The sequence below is a fragment of the Mesorhizobium sp. M2A.F.Ca.ET.037.01.1.1 genome, assembly GCF_003998075.1.
Classification (GTDB): Bacteria; Pseudomonadota; Alphaproteobacteria; order Rhizobiales; family Rhizobiaceae; genus Mesorhizobium.
Window position 1 is genome coordinate 1 of sequence record NZ_RZSA01000036.1, and the last position, 14,198, is coordinate 14,198.

At 62.7% G+C, this 14,198-nt stretch carries 15 protein-coding genes, 1 tRNA gene and 2 pseudogenes; 10 read left to right on the top strand and 8 right to left on the bottom strand.

Annotation, left to right across the window (positions count from 1 at the left end; all coding sequences use genetic code 11):
• The 3 genes and pseudogenes from EOA27_RS03545 to EOA27_RS03555 all read left to right on the top strand — a co-directional run.
• Positions 1–229, top strand: a 229-nt coding sequence (locus EOA27_RS03545; protein WP_145970254.1) for a DUF2470 domain-containing protein, incomplete at its 5' end; no start/stop codon positions are given.
• Positions 230–387: 158 nt separating this feature from the next.
• Positions 388–726 (top strand): metalloregulator ArsR/SmtB family transcription factor, encoded by a 339-nt coding sequence (locus EOA27_RS03550; RefSeq protein WP_126081582.1) that lies wholly within the window; start codon positions 388–390, stop codon positions 724–726.
• A gap of 52 nt (positions 727–778) precedes the next feature.
• A pseudogene (locus EOA27_RS03555) lies at positions 779–1,577 on the top strand (RNA methyltransferase).
• Positions 1,578–1,618: 41 nt separating this feature from the next.
• Here the strand turns inward: EOA27_RS03555 and EOA27_RS03560 are convergent.
• Together EOA27_RS03560 and EOA27_RS03565 are read right to left on the bottom strand one after the other, a co-directional pair.
• Positions 1,619–2,761, bottom strand: a complete 1,143-nt coding sequence (locus tag EOA27_RS03560) for a hypothetical protein (protein ID WP_126081581.1) — start codon at positions 2,759–2,761, stop codon at positions 1,619–1,621.
• A gap of 134 nt (positions 2,762–2,895) precedes the next feature.
• On the bottom strand, positions 2,896–3,477 hold the full coding sequence (locus EOA27_RS03565; RefSeq protein WP_126081580.1) for an EipA family protein: 582 nt from the start codon (positions 3,475–3,477) through the stop codon (positions 2,896–2,898).
• Between the two features lie 338 nt (positions 3,478–3,815).
• Here EOA27_RS03565 and EOA27_RS03570 point away from each other — a divergent pair, with 338 nt between their 5' ends.
• Together EOA27_RS03570 and EOA27_RS03575 are read left to right on the top strand one after the other, a co-directional pair.
• A complete protein-coding gene (locus EOA27_RS03570) occupies positions 3,816–4,445 on the top strand; it encodes a histidine phosphotransferase family protein (protein WP_042640350.1) in 630 nt (209 codons plus the stop codon).
• A gap of 221 nt (positions 4,446–4,666) precedes the next feature.
• Positions 4,667–5,035, top strand: a complete 369-nt coding sequence (locus EOA27_RS03575) for a response regulator (RefSeq protein WP_126081579.1) — start codon at positions 4,667–4,669, stop codon at positions 5,033–5,035.
• Between the two features lie 68 nt (positions 5,036–5,103).
• On the opposite strand, the gene ctrA is transcribed toward EOA27_RS03575, so the two are convergent.
• Positions 5,104–5,799 carry a cell cycle two-component system response regulator CtrA gene (ctrA, locus tag EOA27_RS03580; protein ID WP_006203583.1) on the bottom strand — a complete coding sequence of 232 codons (696 nt, stop codon included), beginning with the start codon at positions 5,797–5,799 and terminating at the stop codon, positions 5,104–5,106.
• A 450-nt stretch (positions 5,800–6,249) separates the two neighbouring features.
• On the opposite strand from ctrA, the gene EOA27_RS03585 reads away from it, so the two are divergent.
• Complete coding sequence (locus tag EOA27_RS03585) at positions 6,250–6,627, top strand: flagellar export protein FliJ (protein ID WP_126064596.1); 378 nt, start codon at positions 6,250–6,252, stop codon at positions 6,625–6,627.
• A 102-nt stretch (positions 6,628–6,729) separates the two neighbouring features.
• Here EOA27_RS03585 and EOA27_RS03590 read toward each other — a convergent pair whose 3' ends face one another.
• A complete protein-coding gene (locus EOA27_RS03590; RefSeq protein ID WP_126081578.1) occupies positions 6,730–7,128 on the bottom strand; it encodes a helix-turn-helix domain-containing protein in 399 nt (132 codons plus the stop codon).
• A gap of 91 nt (positions 7,129–7,219) precedes the next feature.
• Here EOA27_RS03590 and EOA27_RS03595 point away from each other — a divergent pair, with 91 nt between their 5' ends.
• The gene (locus EOA27_RS03595; RefSeq protein ID WP_126081577.1) at positions 7,220–8,146 is read left to right on the top strand and encodes an NADP-dependent oxidoreductase; all 927 of its coding nucleotides are present in this window, start codon (positions 7,220–7,222) and stop codon (positions 8,144–8,146) included.
• A gap of 61 nt (positions 8,147–8,207) precedes the next feature.
• Here the strand turns inward: EOA27_RS03595 and EOA27_RS03600 are convergent, their stop codons facing one another.
• Positions 8,208–8,483 (bottom strand): DUF1153 domain-containing protein, encoded by a 276-nt coding sequence (locus EOA27_RS03600; RefSeq protein ID WP_006203587.1) that lies wholly within the window; start codon positions 8,481–8,483, stop codon positions 8,208–8,210.
• A 254-nt stretch (positions 8,484–8,737) separates the two neighbouring features.
• On the opposite strand from EOA27_RS03600, the gene mnmA reads away from it, so the two are divergent.
• Complete coding sequence (gene mnmA, locus EOA27_RS03605) at positions 8,738–9,928, top strand: tRNA 2-thiouridine(34) synthase MnmA (protein WP_126081576.1); 1,191 nt, start codon at positions 8,738–8,740, stop codon at positions 9,926–9,928.
• Positions 9,929–9,962: 34 nt separating this feature from the next.
• Here the strand turns inward: mnmA and EOA27_RS03610 are convergent, their stop codons facing one another.
• Positions 9,963–10,928: a Gfo/Idh/MocA family oxidoreductase gene (locus EOA27_RS03610; protein ID WP_127255474.1), complete on the bottom strand. Its 966-nt coding sequence runs from the start codon at positions 10,926–10,928 to the stop codon at positions 9,963–9,965.
• A 252-nt stretch (positions 10,929–11,180) separates the two neighbouring features.
• Here EOA27_RS03610 and EOA27_RS03615 point away from each other — a divergent pair.
• Positions 11,181–11,257 (top strand) — tRNA-Met (locus EOA27_RS03615).
• Between the two features lie 397 nt (positions 11,258–11,654).
• On the opposite strand, the gene EOA27_RS03620 is transcribed toward EOA27_RS03615, so the two are convergent.
• Both EOA27_RS03620 and EOA27_RS03625 read right to left on the bottom strand, forming a co-directional pair.
• Positions 11,655–12,167, bottom strand: a complete 513-nt coding sequence (locus EOA27_RS03620) for an OmpA family protein (RefSeq protein WP_126081574.1) — start codon at positions 12,165–12,167, stop codon at positions 11,655–11,657.
• 9 nt (positions 12,168–12,176) lie between these two features.
• Positions 12,177–12,836, bottom strand: a complete 660-nt coding sequence (locus tag EOA27_RS03625) for a L,D-transpeptidase (RefSeq protein ID WP_126081573.1) — start codon at positions 12,834–12,836, stop codon at positions 12,177–12,179.
• 350 nt (positions 12,837–13,186) lie between these two features.
• Here EOA27_RS03625 and EOA27_RS03630 point away from each other — a divergent pair.
• Positions 13,187–14,198: pseudogene (locus EOA27_RS03630) on the top strand (YgiQ family radical SAM protein); the annotation flags it as partial.

The window sequence follows — 14,198 nt, forward strand, 5'->3', positions numbered from 1 at the left end:
CATGAATGCCGACCATCGCGACGCGATTGCCCTTTATGCCCGTCACTTCGGCCGCGCCGCGGGCGACGGCTGGACCGTCACCGGCTTCGATGCCGACGGCATGGATCTCGCCGCACCGGACGCGACCTGCAGGATCTTCTTTCCCCAGCCTTTGCAAGCCGCGCGCGAATTGCGTTCGGTGCTCGTCGAGATGGCGAAAACGGGACGCGCGGCAGAGCAAGAGCGATAGTTGATCGCGCGCCGGCGAAAGCAACGCTTGATAGTTAAACGAAATGATCTACCTTTGTTATGGCGCTGATTCAGCAGCGCCTGTCGACATCTGAACATTGTGGAATCAGGCGCCATTGCCCCCTGGCGCCAGGATGAGCCAGGACCCTTGGGGGATCTATGATCTCAAACAGACTAATGGCCAATGCGGAATCGGCCGCCGCCTTTCTCACTCTCATGGGTAACGAAAAGCGTTTGCTGATCGTGGCCCATCTGATCGACGAAGAAATGTCGGTCGGCGCCATCGCCGAAAAGGTGCAACTCAGCCAGTCCGCGCTGTCGCAGCATCTCGCCAAGCTGAGGGCGCTCGATCTTGTCGAGACCCGGCGCGACCGCCAGATGATCTACTATTCCTGCAAATCCGAAGCGGTGCGCGAATTGCTGCGCATGCTGGAAGGCATTTTCGGCGACGGCGATCTCTCTCAGATGGCCTATCGGTTGCGTCGCGCCGGGGCTTGACCCGCGGCGCCAGTGGCTCATTACCTCGCTGACCATTCTCGGCGAGGCCTGTATGAACATCATCCCTATCGACGATCCCCAGGACCCGCGCGTCGCCGCCTATCTTCCACATCCGCGAGCGTGACCTCGTCGGCCGCCACGGCCGCTTCGTCGCCGAAGGCAAGGTGGTGCTGGACCTCTTGCTGTCGACAGGGCGCTTCGCTGCCGAGTCGGCTCTTATCCTCGAAAATCGGCTGGCGGGCCTGCAGGAAATCCTGCGCAAGGCGCCTTCGGATTTCCCGATCTATGTCGCGGCCGGCGAGGTCATGGACCGGATCGCCGGCTTCCACATGCATCGCGGCGTCCTGGCGATCGGCATGCGCGGCGATCCGGCGCCCGCCGAGCTTCTGGTGCAAGACTTGCCTCGGCAAGCCTTGGCCGTCGTCCTGGTCGGCATCTCCAATCACGACAATATGGGGGCGATCTTCCGCAATGCCGCGGCCTTCGGCGCGGACGCGGTACTGCTCGACCGGACCTGCTGCGATCCGCTTTACCGCAAGGCGATCCGCGTTTCGGTCGGCGCGGCGCTGAAGGTTCCCTTCGCGTCCTTCGACGATACCGCAGCCTTCACCGCGACGCTCGATCGGCTTGGCTTCAGCCAGTTCGCGCTCTCGCCGCGTGGCGCAACCAACATCCGCGATGCGGAGCGGCCAGCACGCCTGGCGCTCTATCTCGGCACTGAAGGCGAAGGCCTGCCACAAGAGCTGCTTGCCAGACTGCACACGGTACGGATCGCCATGGCGAAAGGCTTCGACAGCCTGAACGTCGCGGCAGCTTCGGCCGTCGCTTTGCATCACTTTTCAAACCGGTAGTGGCCCGCGGAACAGTCCGGGGGCGCCTCGCGATCGTCTCCTCAGTTGGACGAGCCGGCCTTCTGCAACGCCCTCACGCGGTCGGCAAGGCTGATGCCGCGCCCATTCTGCTGCCCCTCACTCGCCAGCGCCTTGGCGATAGTGGAATCCGGCCCTTCGAGCTTCATCGTCAGATTGACCACCTCGGCCGCCAGTTCGTTCATCTGTTCGCGAAGGCCGGCGCCGGAGCGTGCATCGCCCGCCGATTCCGGCATTACTGTCCCCGAGTCGGCAAGATCGGTTTTCAGCCGCTTGTTCTCACGCGCCAGGGCCGTCAGCCTTGCCTCCAGCCGTTCCCGGTCGGCCTCGAGCTTGGCGATCGCCTTGTCGACATCGTCGCTTTTCGCATCCGGGCCGGCAGTCAGCCGCGCGACGCCGTTTGCCACGGCGGTCTCCTTCGAACGTTCGCGCATTCGAGCAAGGTCCTTCTCGCGCCGGTCGAGCTTCTCCTCACGGTCGGCGAGCGTGGCGAGCAGCCGCTCCACCTTCTTCTCGAGCTCGGCCGTTTTCTTCTTCTCGACCTTCAACGCTTCGCGCGCAGCCTTGCTTTCCGAGGCGATTTCCTGGCTGTGGCGGTCCGCCTCCTTGCGCTGGCCCTTGAGCAACGCGATGTCGCTGGCGAGCTTTTCCAGCTCGGACTCGCGCGCAACCAGCTCGATCTGGCGGTTCGACGACGAGAAACTGGCGTCATCATACATCTGCTCGAGCTTCTGCAGCTCCAGCGCACGCTTCTCCAACGCCCGCTCGGCCTGCGCGTGCTTTTCCGAGAGGCGGTGCAAATCCTCCTCGCGTTGCCTGAGCTCCGCATTTTTGGCCTGCAAATCGGAGAGCGCCTGGTTCTTGTCCTTCTTTTCGACCGCGAGCCCCTTCAGGGCCTCGTGCCCGCGAGCGATCTCCACCAGCTGCTCGGCCACCTTCTCCTGCAAGTTCTTGACGGTTATCTCCAGCCGGCGCGTCGTCATTGCATATTCCGCCCGGACCCGGTCCTTGTCCGCCTGGATCTCGGCTTGTGTCAGCGGCAGCGACGCCTCCAGGCGTCTGCGCGTCAGCACGACGGCCCGCCGCCAGACCGCCGGCGCGATCAGCGACACCAGGAAAACGGCGCACAGGAAACCGAGTGCGAAGAACAGAACCGACTGGACCAAGGCGAGCTATCCACTTTACGGAGCGGCAATCGCTGGATTGTGCCATCTTGGCATGGCGGAAATTCAACGCTGCGGCAAGAGCTTGCCGCGGCGTGATCAGCACGGTCCGAGCGATTGTAACGGGCAGAACCCGATCAGAACGGGTTCCAGGTCGGCCTTTCGGTGAGCTTCAGATAGCCGAGATTGACCCCGAGGCGGGCGCCGACGCCGGTGCGGATCGGCACCAGCAGCACGCGATTGCTCTGCAGCACGTTGAAGCCCACGCCGGCAATGACATAGGCGGAGCCCGCAACGCCGCCGAAGCGGTTGTAGAGGCTGCTGATGTCGTCGAGGTTGTAGACCAGCATCATCACCCGGGAGCCCTCGCCGCCGAAATCCCAGCCGAGCGACGGCCCTTGCCAGAATACCTTATGGTCGCCGGCGTTCTTGGTGTAGAGCGTCCCCTCGCCATAGGTCAGGCCGCCGATGAGGGCCCCGGACCCCTCCTCGCCCAGCAGGTAGCCGTTCGGCAGGCCGTAGGACGCGAATATCTTCTCGACGACTGTGGCCAGGCCACCGGATGTCTCGCCGAAGAATTTATGACCGGAATCGATGATTTCCTGAGCTGTGTACTGTTGAGCCCGCGATGCCGCGGTCGAAAGGATCAAAGCCCCTAGGAGTGTGATGGTCACGGTAAGGACACGGACGAATGTCCGGTCGTAGTATCGGGAAAACATGCTTCCAATCTCCGTCAGGGAGCACTTTCGCCGACGCCTCGCACCCTTGCGGCTCTTGGCGGCCGTTCAGGGTGGCTATCACGGGCAAACTATGCCGTAATCCTTTTTCAACCATTAAGCTCCCACACGAAGATGGCGGTTCGAAGGCTGGGCTTTAGCCCCGACCACCGGTTTTCCCCCCGTGAACGCACCATTTTCAGGCTCGGCAATTTGGATTTGTTGCTGCGCGCTCAGGCGCTGTGTATTCAGAAAGCCTTGGGGAGGCACGTGATTCGTGTGGGCGGGCGCGAAAACGGTCGCTCAGCCGTGAACAAGTGACTTAAGCAGGGATTTCACCGATGGCCGAGCTCTTCACTCTTTCCGCGCCCGATCTCGCAGCGCTGCTTTGCAGCCGCGTCTGCCACGACATCATTTCGCCGGTCGGCGCAATCAACAACGGCCTGGAACTGCTCGACGAAGGCGGCGCCGACGAAGACGCCATGAAGCTCATTCGCCAGAGCGCCAAAAACGCCTCGGCGCGGCTGCAGTTTGCCCGCATAGCCTTCGGCGCCGCGGGTTCCGCCGGGATGATGATCGACACCGGTGATGCCGAAGCCGTGGCCATCGCCTTCTTGAAGAACGAAAAACCGGAACTTGTATGGAACGGCTCGCGCGCGCTGCTGCCCAAGAACAAGGTCAAGCTGCTGCTCAACCTCATTCTTGTCGCCCATGCGGCGATCCCGCGCGGCGGCAAGCTGGTGATCACGCTGGAAAACCTCGAAACCGAACCGCGCTTTTCGCTGTCGGCCAGTGGACCGATGCTGCGCGTGCCGCCGAAATTCCTCGAACTGCATTCCGGGCATAAGCCGGAGGAGCCGATCGACGCCCATTCGGTCCAGCCTTACTACACGCTGCTCCTGGCGCGCGAGGCCAACATGACGATCTCGATCCACGCGACTCCCGAAGAGATCGTGCTGACGGCCGCCTAAGAAAATAGAAGTATCTCTTATTGCTAATATTTGCGGCGGCTGTGCAGATCGAGCAATGCCGGCCGTGATCCATGTAACAGCGTCGTGACCAAAAACCGCGCGATGCCCTGTTTGGAAAAACTTTACCTAACGGCTTTTCAGCTTCTTTACCAGATTGGCCTATGATCATCGCCGGTTACCCGGAGGCTGCCGGTTCGGCAGATGGCAAAGAGGATCCGGACATGAAGCGTTGCCTTTTCGTCGATGATTCGAGCGTCATCAGGAAGGTCGCTAAACGTATTCTTGGCGGCTCGGACATCATTGTCGTCGAGGCGTCGACCGGGGTCGAGGCTACCGAAATCTGCGCCGACGGCATGCCGGACGTCATCGTCATCGACGGCGGGCTGGCCGACGTCCAGGCGGTGGACCTTATTCGCCGCATCCGCGCTATGGAAGCTCCCATCAAGCCCCAGATCCTGGTCTCGCTGGTCGAGGTCGATGTGGCCGCGATCATGCGCGCCAAGCGCGCCGGCGCACAGGGCTATCTGCTGAAGCCCTTCAACCGCGCGCAGTTGCTCGAAAGCTTCCGTTTCCTCAAGATCGCCGCCTAATTCGCAGGGAGCGGTCCAACAAAAAACCCGGCCTGAGCCGGGTTTTTGCTTGAAACCGTTTGGATCGCTTACGCGCTGACGCGGATATCTTCCGGTTCGCGCAGCACATAGCCGCGGCCCCACACCGTCTCGATGTAGTTCTGGCCACCGGATGCCGCGTCGAGCTTCTTGCGCAGCTTGCAGATGAAGACGTCGATGATCTTCAGCTCCGGCTCGTCCATGCCGCCATAGAGATGGTTGAGGAACATTTCCTTGGTGAGCGTGGTGCCCTTGCGCAGCGAGAGCAGCTCCAGCATCTGATATTCCTTGCCGGTCAGGTGCACGCGCTGACCGCCGACCTCGACGGTCTTGGCGTCGAGATTGACCACCAGGTCGCCCGTGGTGATGACCGACTGGGCGTGGCCCTTGGAGCGGCGCACGATGGCGTGGATGCGCGCCACCAGTTCGTCCTTGTGGAACGGCTTGGTCATATAATCGTCGGCGCCGAAGCCGAGGCCGCGCACTTTGTCCTCGATACCGGCCATGCCGGACAGGATCAGGATCGGCGTCTTGACCTTGGAGAGGCGCAGCGTGCGCAGGACTTCATAACCCGACATGTCGGGGAGATTGAGATCCAGAAGGATGATGTCGTAATCGTAGAGCTTGCCGAGGTCGACACCTTCTTCGCCGAGATCGGTCGTATAGACGTTGAAGCTCTCCGATTTCAGCATCAATTCGATGCTCTGTGCGGTTGCACTGTCATCTTCAATCAGCAGAACACGCATTTCATTCCCCTTTTCTGCTGCCGGGCCGTGTCACGACCCGTCCGGGACCCGGAGCAGTGATTGCCTGAACAGAAGGTGCCACCGACTGGTTAACAAATCCTAATTTCGTGTCATACACGATACCAGATTTTTTAACCCCTTTCTACACCCACTTGAATCTAATAACGAATCACATACGCAAACCGCTAATGCACCACATCAAAAAGTCAGCCTAAGTGACTCCAGAGACTCGCTGGCCTGGGCTTCCGCCGAGAGCCGGAAATTTTTACCCGGCCTTAAGTCCTCGCCCGTATGATTAACAATGCCCGTAAACGAATGGTTACCGCCGGCGAAAATCTTTAGGGCTTTGTTTCCTATAGCCCAGGGAAAGCCGGGGGAAACGGGCGGCGCTTGGGTCGTTCCGGGCGGACTGGACGGTATTGCAGGTGTGCGTTTGCGGAGTATCGAATCATGAAGTCACGTGAAAACCTCGTTCGGCTGAAGCAATTTCAGGTGAATGAGAAGCGGCGGCAGCTCTTGCAGCTGGACATGATGATCGCCGAGTTCGAACGCATGGCCGTTGAGCTGGAAGCGCAGATCATCGCCGAAGAGAAAAAAGCCGGCATCACCGACATCAACCATTTCGCCTATCCGACCTTCGCCAAAGCGGCCCGCCTTCGCCGCGACAACCTTAGAAATTCGCAAAGCGACCTCGCCCAGCAGCGAAGCACTGCCGAATCATTACTCGGCGAAGCTGAAGCGGAGCTTTCCAAGGCGGAGATGCTGGAATCGCGCGACACCAAGATCCGCGACGCCGAAATAGGCGGCCGCAGCGCCATGATCGGCTGATTGCCGGCATATTGCAGTCATTGCGGCAGACATATCGAGCCGGAGGCATTCCGCCGGCAGCTTCAGCACCGCCAGCCGGTCGAATCAGCCTCGTCGCCTGCTTCAGGACACGGCCATCTCGTCATGATCAGCCGATGCCCGGGCTCGGGCTTCCTTGATTTCCGGCGCATGCTCTTCGGCCCATGAGCGTATCTGGCTGAGCAGCCCCGCCAGGTTCTGGCCAAGCTCCGTGAGTTCATACTCCACGCGCGGCGGAATGACGGGAAACATCTCGCGCCGCACAAGACCGTCGCGCTCCAGCACACGCAGCGTCTGGGTCAGCATCTTGGGCGTGATGCCTTCCATCTTGCGCGCCAGCTCGCCATTGCGCAACCGGCCGCGCCGCAGCGCGCAGACGGTAAGATAAACCCATTTGCTGGCCAGCATCTCGAGCACGGTGTGCGACGGGCAGGTGCGCCGGAACGCGTCGTAACCGAGCGGTGAAACATCTTCACTATCCATAGGGTGCCTATATATCAAAAAGGTGCATACTCGACAATCAGCTATTACTATCCAAAAGATAGCGGCACATCCACTTGAACAGGAGGCGTTCATGCGTGCCGTTGTCCAGACTTCCGTCGGCGGACCCGAGGTCCTTTTCGTCGCCGAGCAGCCTGACCCCGCGCCCAAGCCCGGCGAGGTGCTCGTGCGCGTCAAGGCGGCGGGCATCAACCCAGTCGACGGCGCCGTGCGCGGCGGTTCCCACCCACTGCTCGGCGAGCCGCCCTTCATTCTCGGCTGGGATATTTCAGGAATCGTCGCCGCGCTCGGCGCCGGCGTGACCGCCTTCAAGGTCGGCGACGCGGTATTCGGCATGCCGCGCTTTCCCAAGCAGGCTGGAGCCTATGCCGAGCTTGCCGCGGCGCCGGTGGACGAGATAGCCGCGAAGCCCGCGGCCATCGACCACGCGCATGCCGCGGCCTTGCCGCTCGCCGGCCTGACGGCCTGGCAGGGCCTCGTCCGCCACGGCCGCCTGCAGGCGGGCCAACGCGCGCTGATCCATGCCGGTGCCGGCGGCGTCGGCCACCTGGCGGTGCAGATCGCCAAGGCGCTTGGCGCCTACGTCATTGCCACGGCCAGTCCAGGCAAAACGGATTTCGTCCGCGCGCTCGGCGCCGACGAGGTGATCGACTACGCCAAGGACGATTTCACGGGGAAAGTCGGCAATGTCGATCTGGTTCTGGATCCGATCGGCGGCGACCATGCCGACCAGTCGCTGGCAGTCCTGCGTGACGGCGGCGTTCTGGTTTCGCTGCTCAACGTTCACGATGCCACCAGGGCGAAGGCCAGCGCGCGCGGTATCCACGTCGAGCGCATGTCCGTGGTGCCCGACCGCGATGGTCTGGTCGAGCTTGCCAAGCTGGTGGATGCAGGCAAGCTCTCGCCACATGTGGCGAAGACCTTCCCGCTCGACCAGGCGGGAGCAGCCCATGCATTTTTGACCACCCGACCAATTGGCAAGGTCGTGCTGACGGTCTGAGGTTTTACAAAAGCGAAAAGGGCGCGGAACGTCGCGCCCTTTTCGTTAATGTCTGTCCAGCCTAGTGCCGGTATTGCTGGATCCGCGTGGTGCGCAGCCCGGCAAGGCCGTATTCGTCGATCGATGCCTGCCAGGATAGAAATTCTTCGGTGGTGAGCTTGTAGCGCTGGCAGGCTTCCTCAAGGCTGAGCAGGCCGCCGCGCACCGCTGCGACAACTTCCGCCTTGCGCCGGATAACCCAGCGCCGCGTGTTCGTCGGCGGCAGATCGGCGATGGTAAGAGGGCTGCCGTCGGGCCCAATAACATACTTGACTCTAGGTCTAACCAGATCGGTCATCGTACTCTCTACTAAAAACTCAAAGACCCAATCCCCGCCACAGTACCGCCACAGCTTTAAAAATTGCCTAAGCGAACCCTAATCACTAGGTAAGGATCGTGAACGCCCGGTTAGGATATCGTTTAGAATTTGAAACACCGGCCTCCAGGCCCTGAAATTGCCGGTAATTTCGTCCTGGGCCGCAAGCTGGCGCAGGCGGGGCGCTTGACCTATATTCCGGCCATTGGCATTGAGCGCCGCACAGTGAAAGCACCATGAACAGCCTCAACCTCCCTCGCCGCCCAGAAGAAACCCGCGTCGTCGTCGCGATGTCGGGCGGTGTCGATTCGTCCGTGGTCGCGGGCATCCTGAAGCGTGAAGGCTATGACGTCGTCGGCGTGACGCTGCAGCTCTACGATCACGGCGCCGCCACCCATCGCGCCGGTTCGTGCTGCGCCGGCCAGGACATAGACGACGCCCGCCGCGTTTCCGAAACGCTCGGCATTCCGCATTATGTGCTCGACTATGAGGAGCGTTTCCGCAAGGCGGTCATCGATCCCTTTGCCGAGAGCTACGTCGCCGGCGAGACGCCGATCCCTTGCGTATCGTGCAATCAGACGGTGAAGTTCGCCGACCTTCTGGCCACCGCGCAGGATCTCGGCGCCGACGCCTTGGCCACCGGCCACTACATCCGCTCGCGCGCCAACGGCGCGCATCGCGCCCTCTACCGGCCGGTCGACGCCGACCGCGACCAGAGCTATTTCCTGTTCGCCACCACGCAGGCGCAGATCGATTATCTGCGATTTCCCCTCGGCGGCCTGTCCAAGCCGCAGGTCCGCGCCATTGCCGAGGAGATGGGGCTGACCGTCGCCGCCAAGCAGGACAGCCAGGACATCTGCTTCGTCCCGCAGGGCAGATATTCCGACATCATCGCCAAGCTGAAGCCCGCGGCCGCCAACCCAGGCGACATCGTCCATATCGATGGCCGCGTGCTCGGCCGCCACGAAGGCATCCTGCGCTACACCATCGGCCAGCGCCGCGGCATCGGCATCGCCTCCGGCGAGCCGCTCTATGTCGTCCATCTCGACGCCGACCGGGCGCGCGTCATCGTCGGCCCACGCGAGGCGCTGGAGACGCACAAGATCTATCTGCGCGCCATGAACTGGCTTGGCGACGGGCCGCTGTCGGACGTTCCGGCCGGCGGCATCGAGCTCTTCGCAAAAGTCCGCTCGACCAGGCCGCCGCGCCCGGCCGTGCTGCATCACCGCAACGGCGTGACGTCGGTCGAGCTGGCCGACGGCGAGTCCGGCATCGCGCCCGGACAGGCCTGCGTGCTCTATTCCGACGACGGCAACGAGGCGCGGGTGTTCGGCGGCGGTTTCATCGAGCGTTCCGAGCGTGGCGCCGAGGCCGAGGCCATGCTGTCCAGGCTTGCGGCGAGGCCGGCGCAGATTCCCGCCGAGTGAGTTCTTAGTCTTATCGTCGCTGCTTCAGGACGGCTCAGACCGACGAGCCGGTGTGTATGACCGTGCCGGCGGTCAGGATGCGCAGCACCCGGATCGCTTCCTCGCCATCGGTGCGCGGCTCGGCGCGCGTCTCGATGCATTGCATGAAATGGGCAAGCTCGCGCGTCAGCGGCATGCCCTCGCCGACCGGCACGTAGGAGGGCTCGTTGGCCGTGAACGCCCATTGGCCGCTGTCCTGCCAGACCGCGTGGCGGTAGACAGCAAGCTTGCGCTCCCAGGGCTCGACGTCGTCGAACACGGCCATCGCCTTGGTGCCGACGACCGTCAGCCGCCGCTCCCGATAGGGATTGAGGCGCGAGGCGAAGAGATGGCTGCGCAGGCCGTTCGGGAAGCGCATATGCAGATGCGCGAAGTCGCTGAGATTGTCGAGCAGCGCCGCGCCCTCGCCCCTCACCTCGATCGGCTCGGTGCCGGGGATGGCCAGGATCATCGACAAGTCGTGCGGCGCAAGGTCCCAGAGCGCGTCGTTCTCGGTGTGAAACTTGCCGAGACCGAGCCGGTGCGAATGGATGTAGCGAACCTCGCCGAGCTCGCCATTGTCGATCAGCCCTTTCAGCGTCTCGAAGGCCGGATGGAAGCGCAGCACATGGCCGACCATGAAGACACGGCCATTGTCCTTGGCCGCCTTCACCGCGCGCTCGGCGTCCGCGACGGTCAGCGCGATCGGCTTCTCCACCAGCACGTCCTTGCCGCTTTCGACGGCCCGCACGGCGGTGTCGGCATGGAATTGCGGCGGCAGCGCCATGACGATGGCGTCGATATCGTTTCTCTCGAACAGCCTGTCCGGCTCGATCGCCAGGCAGTCCTGCTCGCTGGCGAAACCTTCGGCGCGGGCGCGGTTGACGTCGGAAACGGCATAGAGCGCGCCAAGCGCCTTGAGGGTGCGGATATGGTTGCTGCCCCAGTATCCGCAACCGAGGACGGCGATGCGCGGCTTCATTCGTTCAAACTCTAGAATTTCATGGCCGAGACATAGCGACGTGCCCCGCCGAACTCAACCCCGGGAGATGTCCTGAGTGTCTGTCCGGCAAAGCTTTTCTGGGATGAGATTGGGCCGGCCGGATTATGCCCACATGTCGGCCTCATCCAAGCTTGACAGGCTCACCCTCCCAACCTTATATCCGCGCGACCTTGGCGAACGCCTCGCGACGCCCGTTCCTTCTGGACGGTTTTCCGGGCCATTTGCCACCCTGGCGGGGTAGCTCAGTTGGTTAGAGCACGGGAATCATAATCCTGGGGTCGGGGGTTCAAGTCCCTCTCCCGCTACCATCTTCCCCCTACTCCTTGGACGCTGTGGGGAAGGCGTTGTTGCCAAGAGTGCCGTCATCCGACCAGCGATTTCGACTTCAACGCGCCGGTTTTCGAGGATCTCGAAACACCGTAACGGTTTCGATCAGGCCACGCATTGCCCCTGCACATCCGGAATCGCCAGGAAGCAATGCCCTTGGCACGCCCCGTCCGAAGTTGGTTCAGTTGCCCCTCGTAGCGGGCGAGCACCGCAGGGTGCAGCACGATCGGTCGCAGCGGGTACCCGATGCAACCCTGCCAAAATGCTCTTGGGCTCTTCGTTCAGCGTTGTTGATTGCGGTCCCAGCACGGTTGGGTCGCCATGGCCCTTCGCAATGGCGTTGACCAGCCGCTCCCATCTCCTGAGACAACTCCCCCTCTACGGCTCGTCCCTCTCATCGCGCAAATTAGACACAACGCGGCGGTTCTGCGACCTGCAGGCGGCGTCAGGGCAGTCGCGGACGAGCCTGTCCTTGCCGTAACCCTTGGCCCACATGCGACTACGGTCTATGCCGCCGGCGGCGAGGTAGTCCATCACTGCATCGGCGCGCTGCTGCGACAGCGCCGTTTCGTTTGCGCCGGGATCGTCGGCGAAACCCTGCAGCTTGAGCAGCCAGCGCGGATACTTTGCTAACCAGGCGATCTGGGTGTCGAGGGTGGTCTTGGCGACAGAATCGAGCGCGGCCGAACCTTTCGTGAAATAGGTGCGGCGGCCGACATTAAGGATAAAATCCTCCTCACTGCCCGGCTGCACGTTCTGGAAGGCGGCAATCTCGGCGTTGGTGACGTCGGGCGTGGAAGGGGCCAGCGTGTTGCTGGTCGAGCAGGATGCGGTCAGCACCAGTAGGCTGGCGGCGAGCAGCCGGCGGGTGTTTTCAATCATGCGGTCCATGAGGCGCCATCATTCGACAGAGGTGGAAGCGGGCGCCTGGTCGGCGATGTGCGGCAGGACTTCCACCGCGGTGCCGATCGGGCACCGCTGGTAAAGGTCGATTATGTCTTCCGGGAACATGCGGATGCAGCCGCTGGAAGCGTCGGTGCCGATGCTCCATGGCTCCAGCGTACCGTGCAGGCGGTAGCCGATGTCGGCGCCGTCGCGGTACAGATAGAGCGCGCGTGGCCCGAGCGGATTGTTGGACGCGCCGCCTGCGATCATGTCCGGCAGTTCCGGCCTGCGCTTACGCATTTCGGGCGGCGGGACCCATTGCGGCCATAGCGCGCGGCGCTCGATCGTCGCGCGACCGTACCATTTGAAGCCTTCCTTGCCGACGCCGACGCCGTAGCGGATGGCGGTCTTGTTTTCCATGATGAGGTAGAGGAAGTGGTGGCGGGTATCGACCACGACGGTGCCGACCGGCTCGCTGCTGAAATACTTGACGATCTGGCGATGCCATCTCTTGTCTATCTTGGCGAAGTTGGTCTTTCGATAGACGAAATTGTTGTCGATGGCGGTGCCGGCGAAAAAGGATTTCGCGGTCGCGGCTTGAACAATATTGCCGGTTGCACCGACCGCGACCAGCGCCAGGCCGCCGATCACGACACCCCTGCGTGATAGAACCATCGGCAATCCCCCATGCCTTAAGCCTAGCAAGACCATAGTTGAGAACTATTTCGCCTCAAAGTGGAAAATGCTGCAGTTTGCCGTGGAGCACGACTGCCTCCAGTGGTGGCAGGCACCAGCTTCTCCAATGCCCGTGGTAATTGGCCTGGTTGTGCTGATGGGCGTGGTAACCAAGACCTCCATTCTCTTGGTGGAATTACGCGCTCCTGCTGCGGCGCCCGGCCTTTCGGGTTTTGAGGCCCTGCTCGACGCAACCCATAAGCGGGCGCGCTCCATCGTCCCAATGCATTTCCGGAGCCCAAGATCGAGCTTAATTGAATTCCCCTTGGCGGCGGCCTATACGTCGGCCGATGGAAACCATAGCCAGCGCCCAGAGAGAAATCACTCCCCTGTCGGTCCGCGGCTCTCCCGCCCGGGAGGCTGCGCCGTTCCTGCCGATGAGCCGCGCCGAGATGGCGGCGCTCGGCTGGGATGAATGCGACATCGTGCTGGTCACGGGCGATGCCTATGTCGATCATCCGAGCTTCGGCATGGCGATCATCGGCCGTCTGCTCGAATCCCAGGGGTTTCGGGTCGGCATCATCTCGCAGCCCGACTGGCAGTCGGCCGAGCCGTTCAAGGCGCTGGGCAGGCCAAGGCTGTTCTTCGGCGTCACCGGCGGCAACCTCGATTCCATGGTCAACCGCTATACGTCGGATCGCAAGCTGCGCCATGATGACGCCTATACGGCGGGCGGCGAGGGCGGCAAGCGGCCGGACCGCTGCACGATCGTCTATACGCAGCGCTGCCGCGAGGCCTTCAAGGACGTGCCTATCGTGCTGGGCGGCATCGAAGCCTCGCTGCGCCGCATCGCCCACTACGACTACTGGTCCGACAAGGTGCGCCGCTCGATCCTGGCCGATGCCAAGGCCGACCTCTTGATCTACGGTAATGCCGAGCGCGCCGTCGTCGAGGTGGCGAACCGGCTCGCCGCCGGCGACACGCCACGCCAGCTCGACGCCATCAGGGGCGTCGCCCTGTTTCGCCGCGTGCCCGAGCATTTTACGGAACTCCATGCCGACGATCTCGATTCCGCCGACGAAGGCGCCAGCCGCAAGCCCGGCGATATCGCGATCCGGCTGCCATCGTTCGAGCAGGTCGAGGGCGATCGCGATGCCTATGCCCGCGCCTCGCGCGTGCTGCACCGCGAGGCCAATCCCGGCAATGCCCGCCCGCTCGTCCAGCGCCATGGCGACCGCGACCTGTGGCTCAATCCGCCGCCCATCCCGCTGACCTCCGAGGAGATGGACGCCGTCTACGACCTGCCCTATGCACGCGCGCCGCACCCGTCCTATGGCGACGCCAAGATCCCCGCCTGGGACA

Bases quoted from the DNA above. Each gene is read 5' to 3' on its own strand.
- EOA27_RS03610 (WP_127255474.1), bottom strand. From the start codon at position 10,928: ATGAAGCCGCGCATCGCCGTCCTCGGTTGCGGATACTGGGGCAGCAAC.
- EOA27_RS03625 (WP_126081573.1), bottom strand. From the start codon at position 12,836: ATGGTTCTATCACGCAGGGGTGTCGTGATCGGCGGCCTGGCGCTGGTC.
- EOA27_RS03585 (WP_126064596.1), top strand. From the start codon at position 6,250: ATGAAGTCACGTGAAAACCTCGTTCGGCTGAAGCAATTTCAGGTGAAT.
- EOA27_RS03600 (WP_006203587.1), bottom strand. From the start codon at position 8,483: ATGACCGATCTGGTTAGACCTAGAGTCAAGTATGTTATTGGGCCCGAC.
- EOA27_RS03550 (WP_126081582.1), top strand. From the start codon at position 388: ATGATCTCAAACAGACTAATGGCCAATGCGGAATCGGCCGCCGCCTTT.
- EOA27_RS03575 (WP_126081579.1), top strand. From the start codon at position 4,667: ATGAAGCGTTGCCTTTTCGTCGATGATTCGAGCGTCATCAGGAAGGTC.
- EOA27_RS03570 (WP_042640350.1), top strand. From the start codon at position 3,816: ATGGCCGAGCTCTTCACTCTTTCCGCGCCCGATCTCGCAGCGCTGCTT.
- EOA27_RS03595 (WP_126081577.1), top strand. From the start codon at position 7,220: ATGCGTGCCGTTGTCCAGACTTCCGTCGGCGGACCCGAGGTCCTTTTC.
- EOA27_RS03565 (WP_126081580.1), bottom strand. From the start codon at position 3,477: ATGTTTTCCCGATACTACGACCGGACATTCGTCCGTGTCCTTACCGTG.
- ctrA (WP_006203583.1), bottom strand. From the start codon at position 5,799: ATGCGTGTTCTGCTGATTGAAGATGACAGTGCAACCGCACAGAGCATC.
- EOA27_RS03620 (WP_126081574.1), bottom strand. From the start codon at position 12,167: ATGGACCGCATGATTGAAAACACCCGCCGGCTGCTCGCCGCCAGCCTA.
- EOA27_RS03590 (WP_126081578.1), bottom strand. From the start codon at position 7,128: ATGGATAGTGAAGATGTTTCACCGCTCGGTTACGACGCGTTCCGGCGC.
- mnmA (WP_126081576.1), top strand. From the start codon at position 8,738: ATGAACAGCCTCAACCTCCCTCGCCGCCCAGAAGAAACCCGCGTCGTC.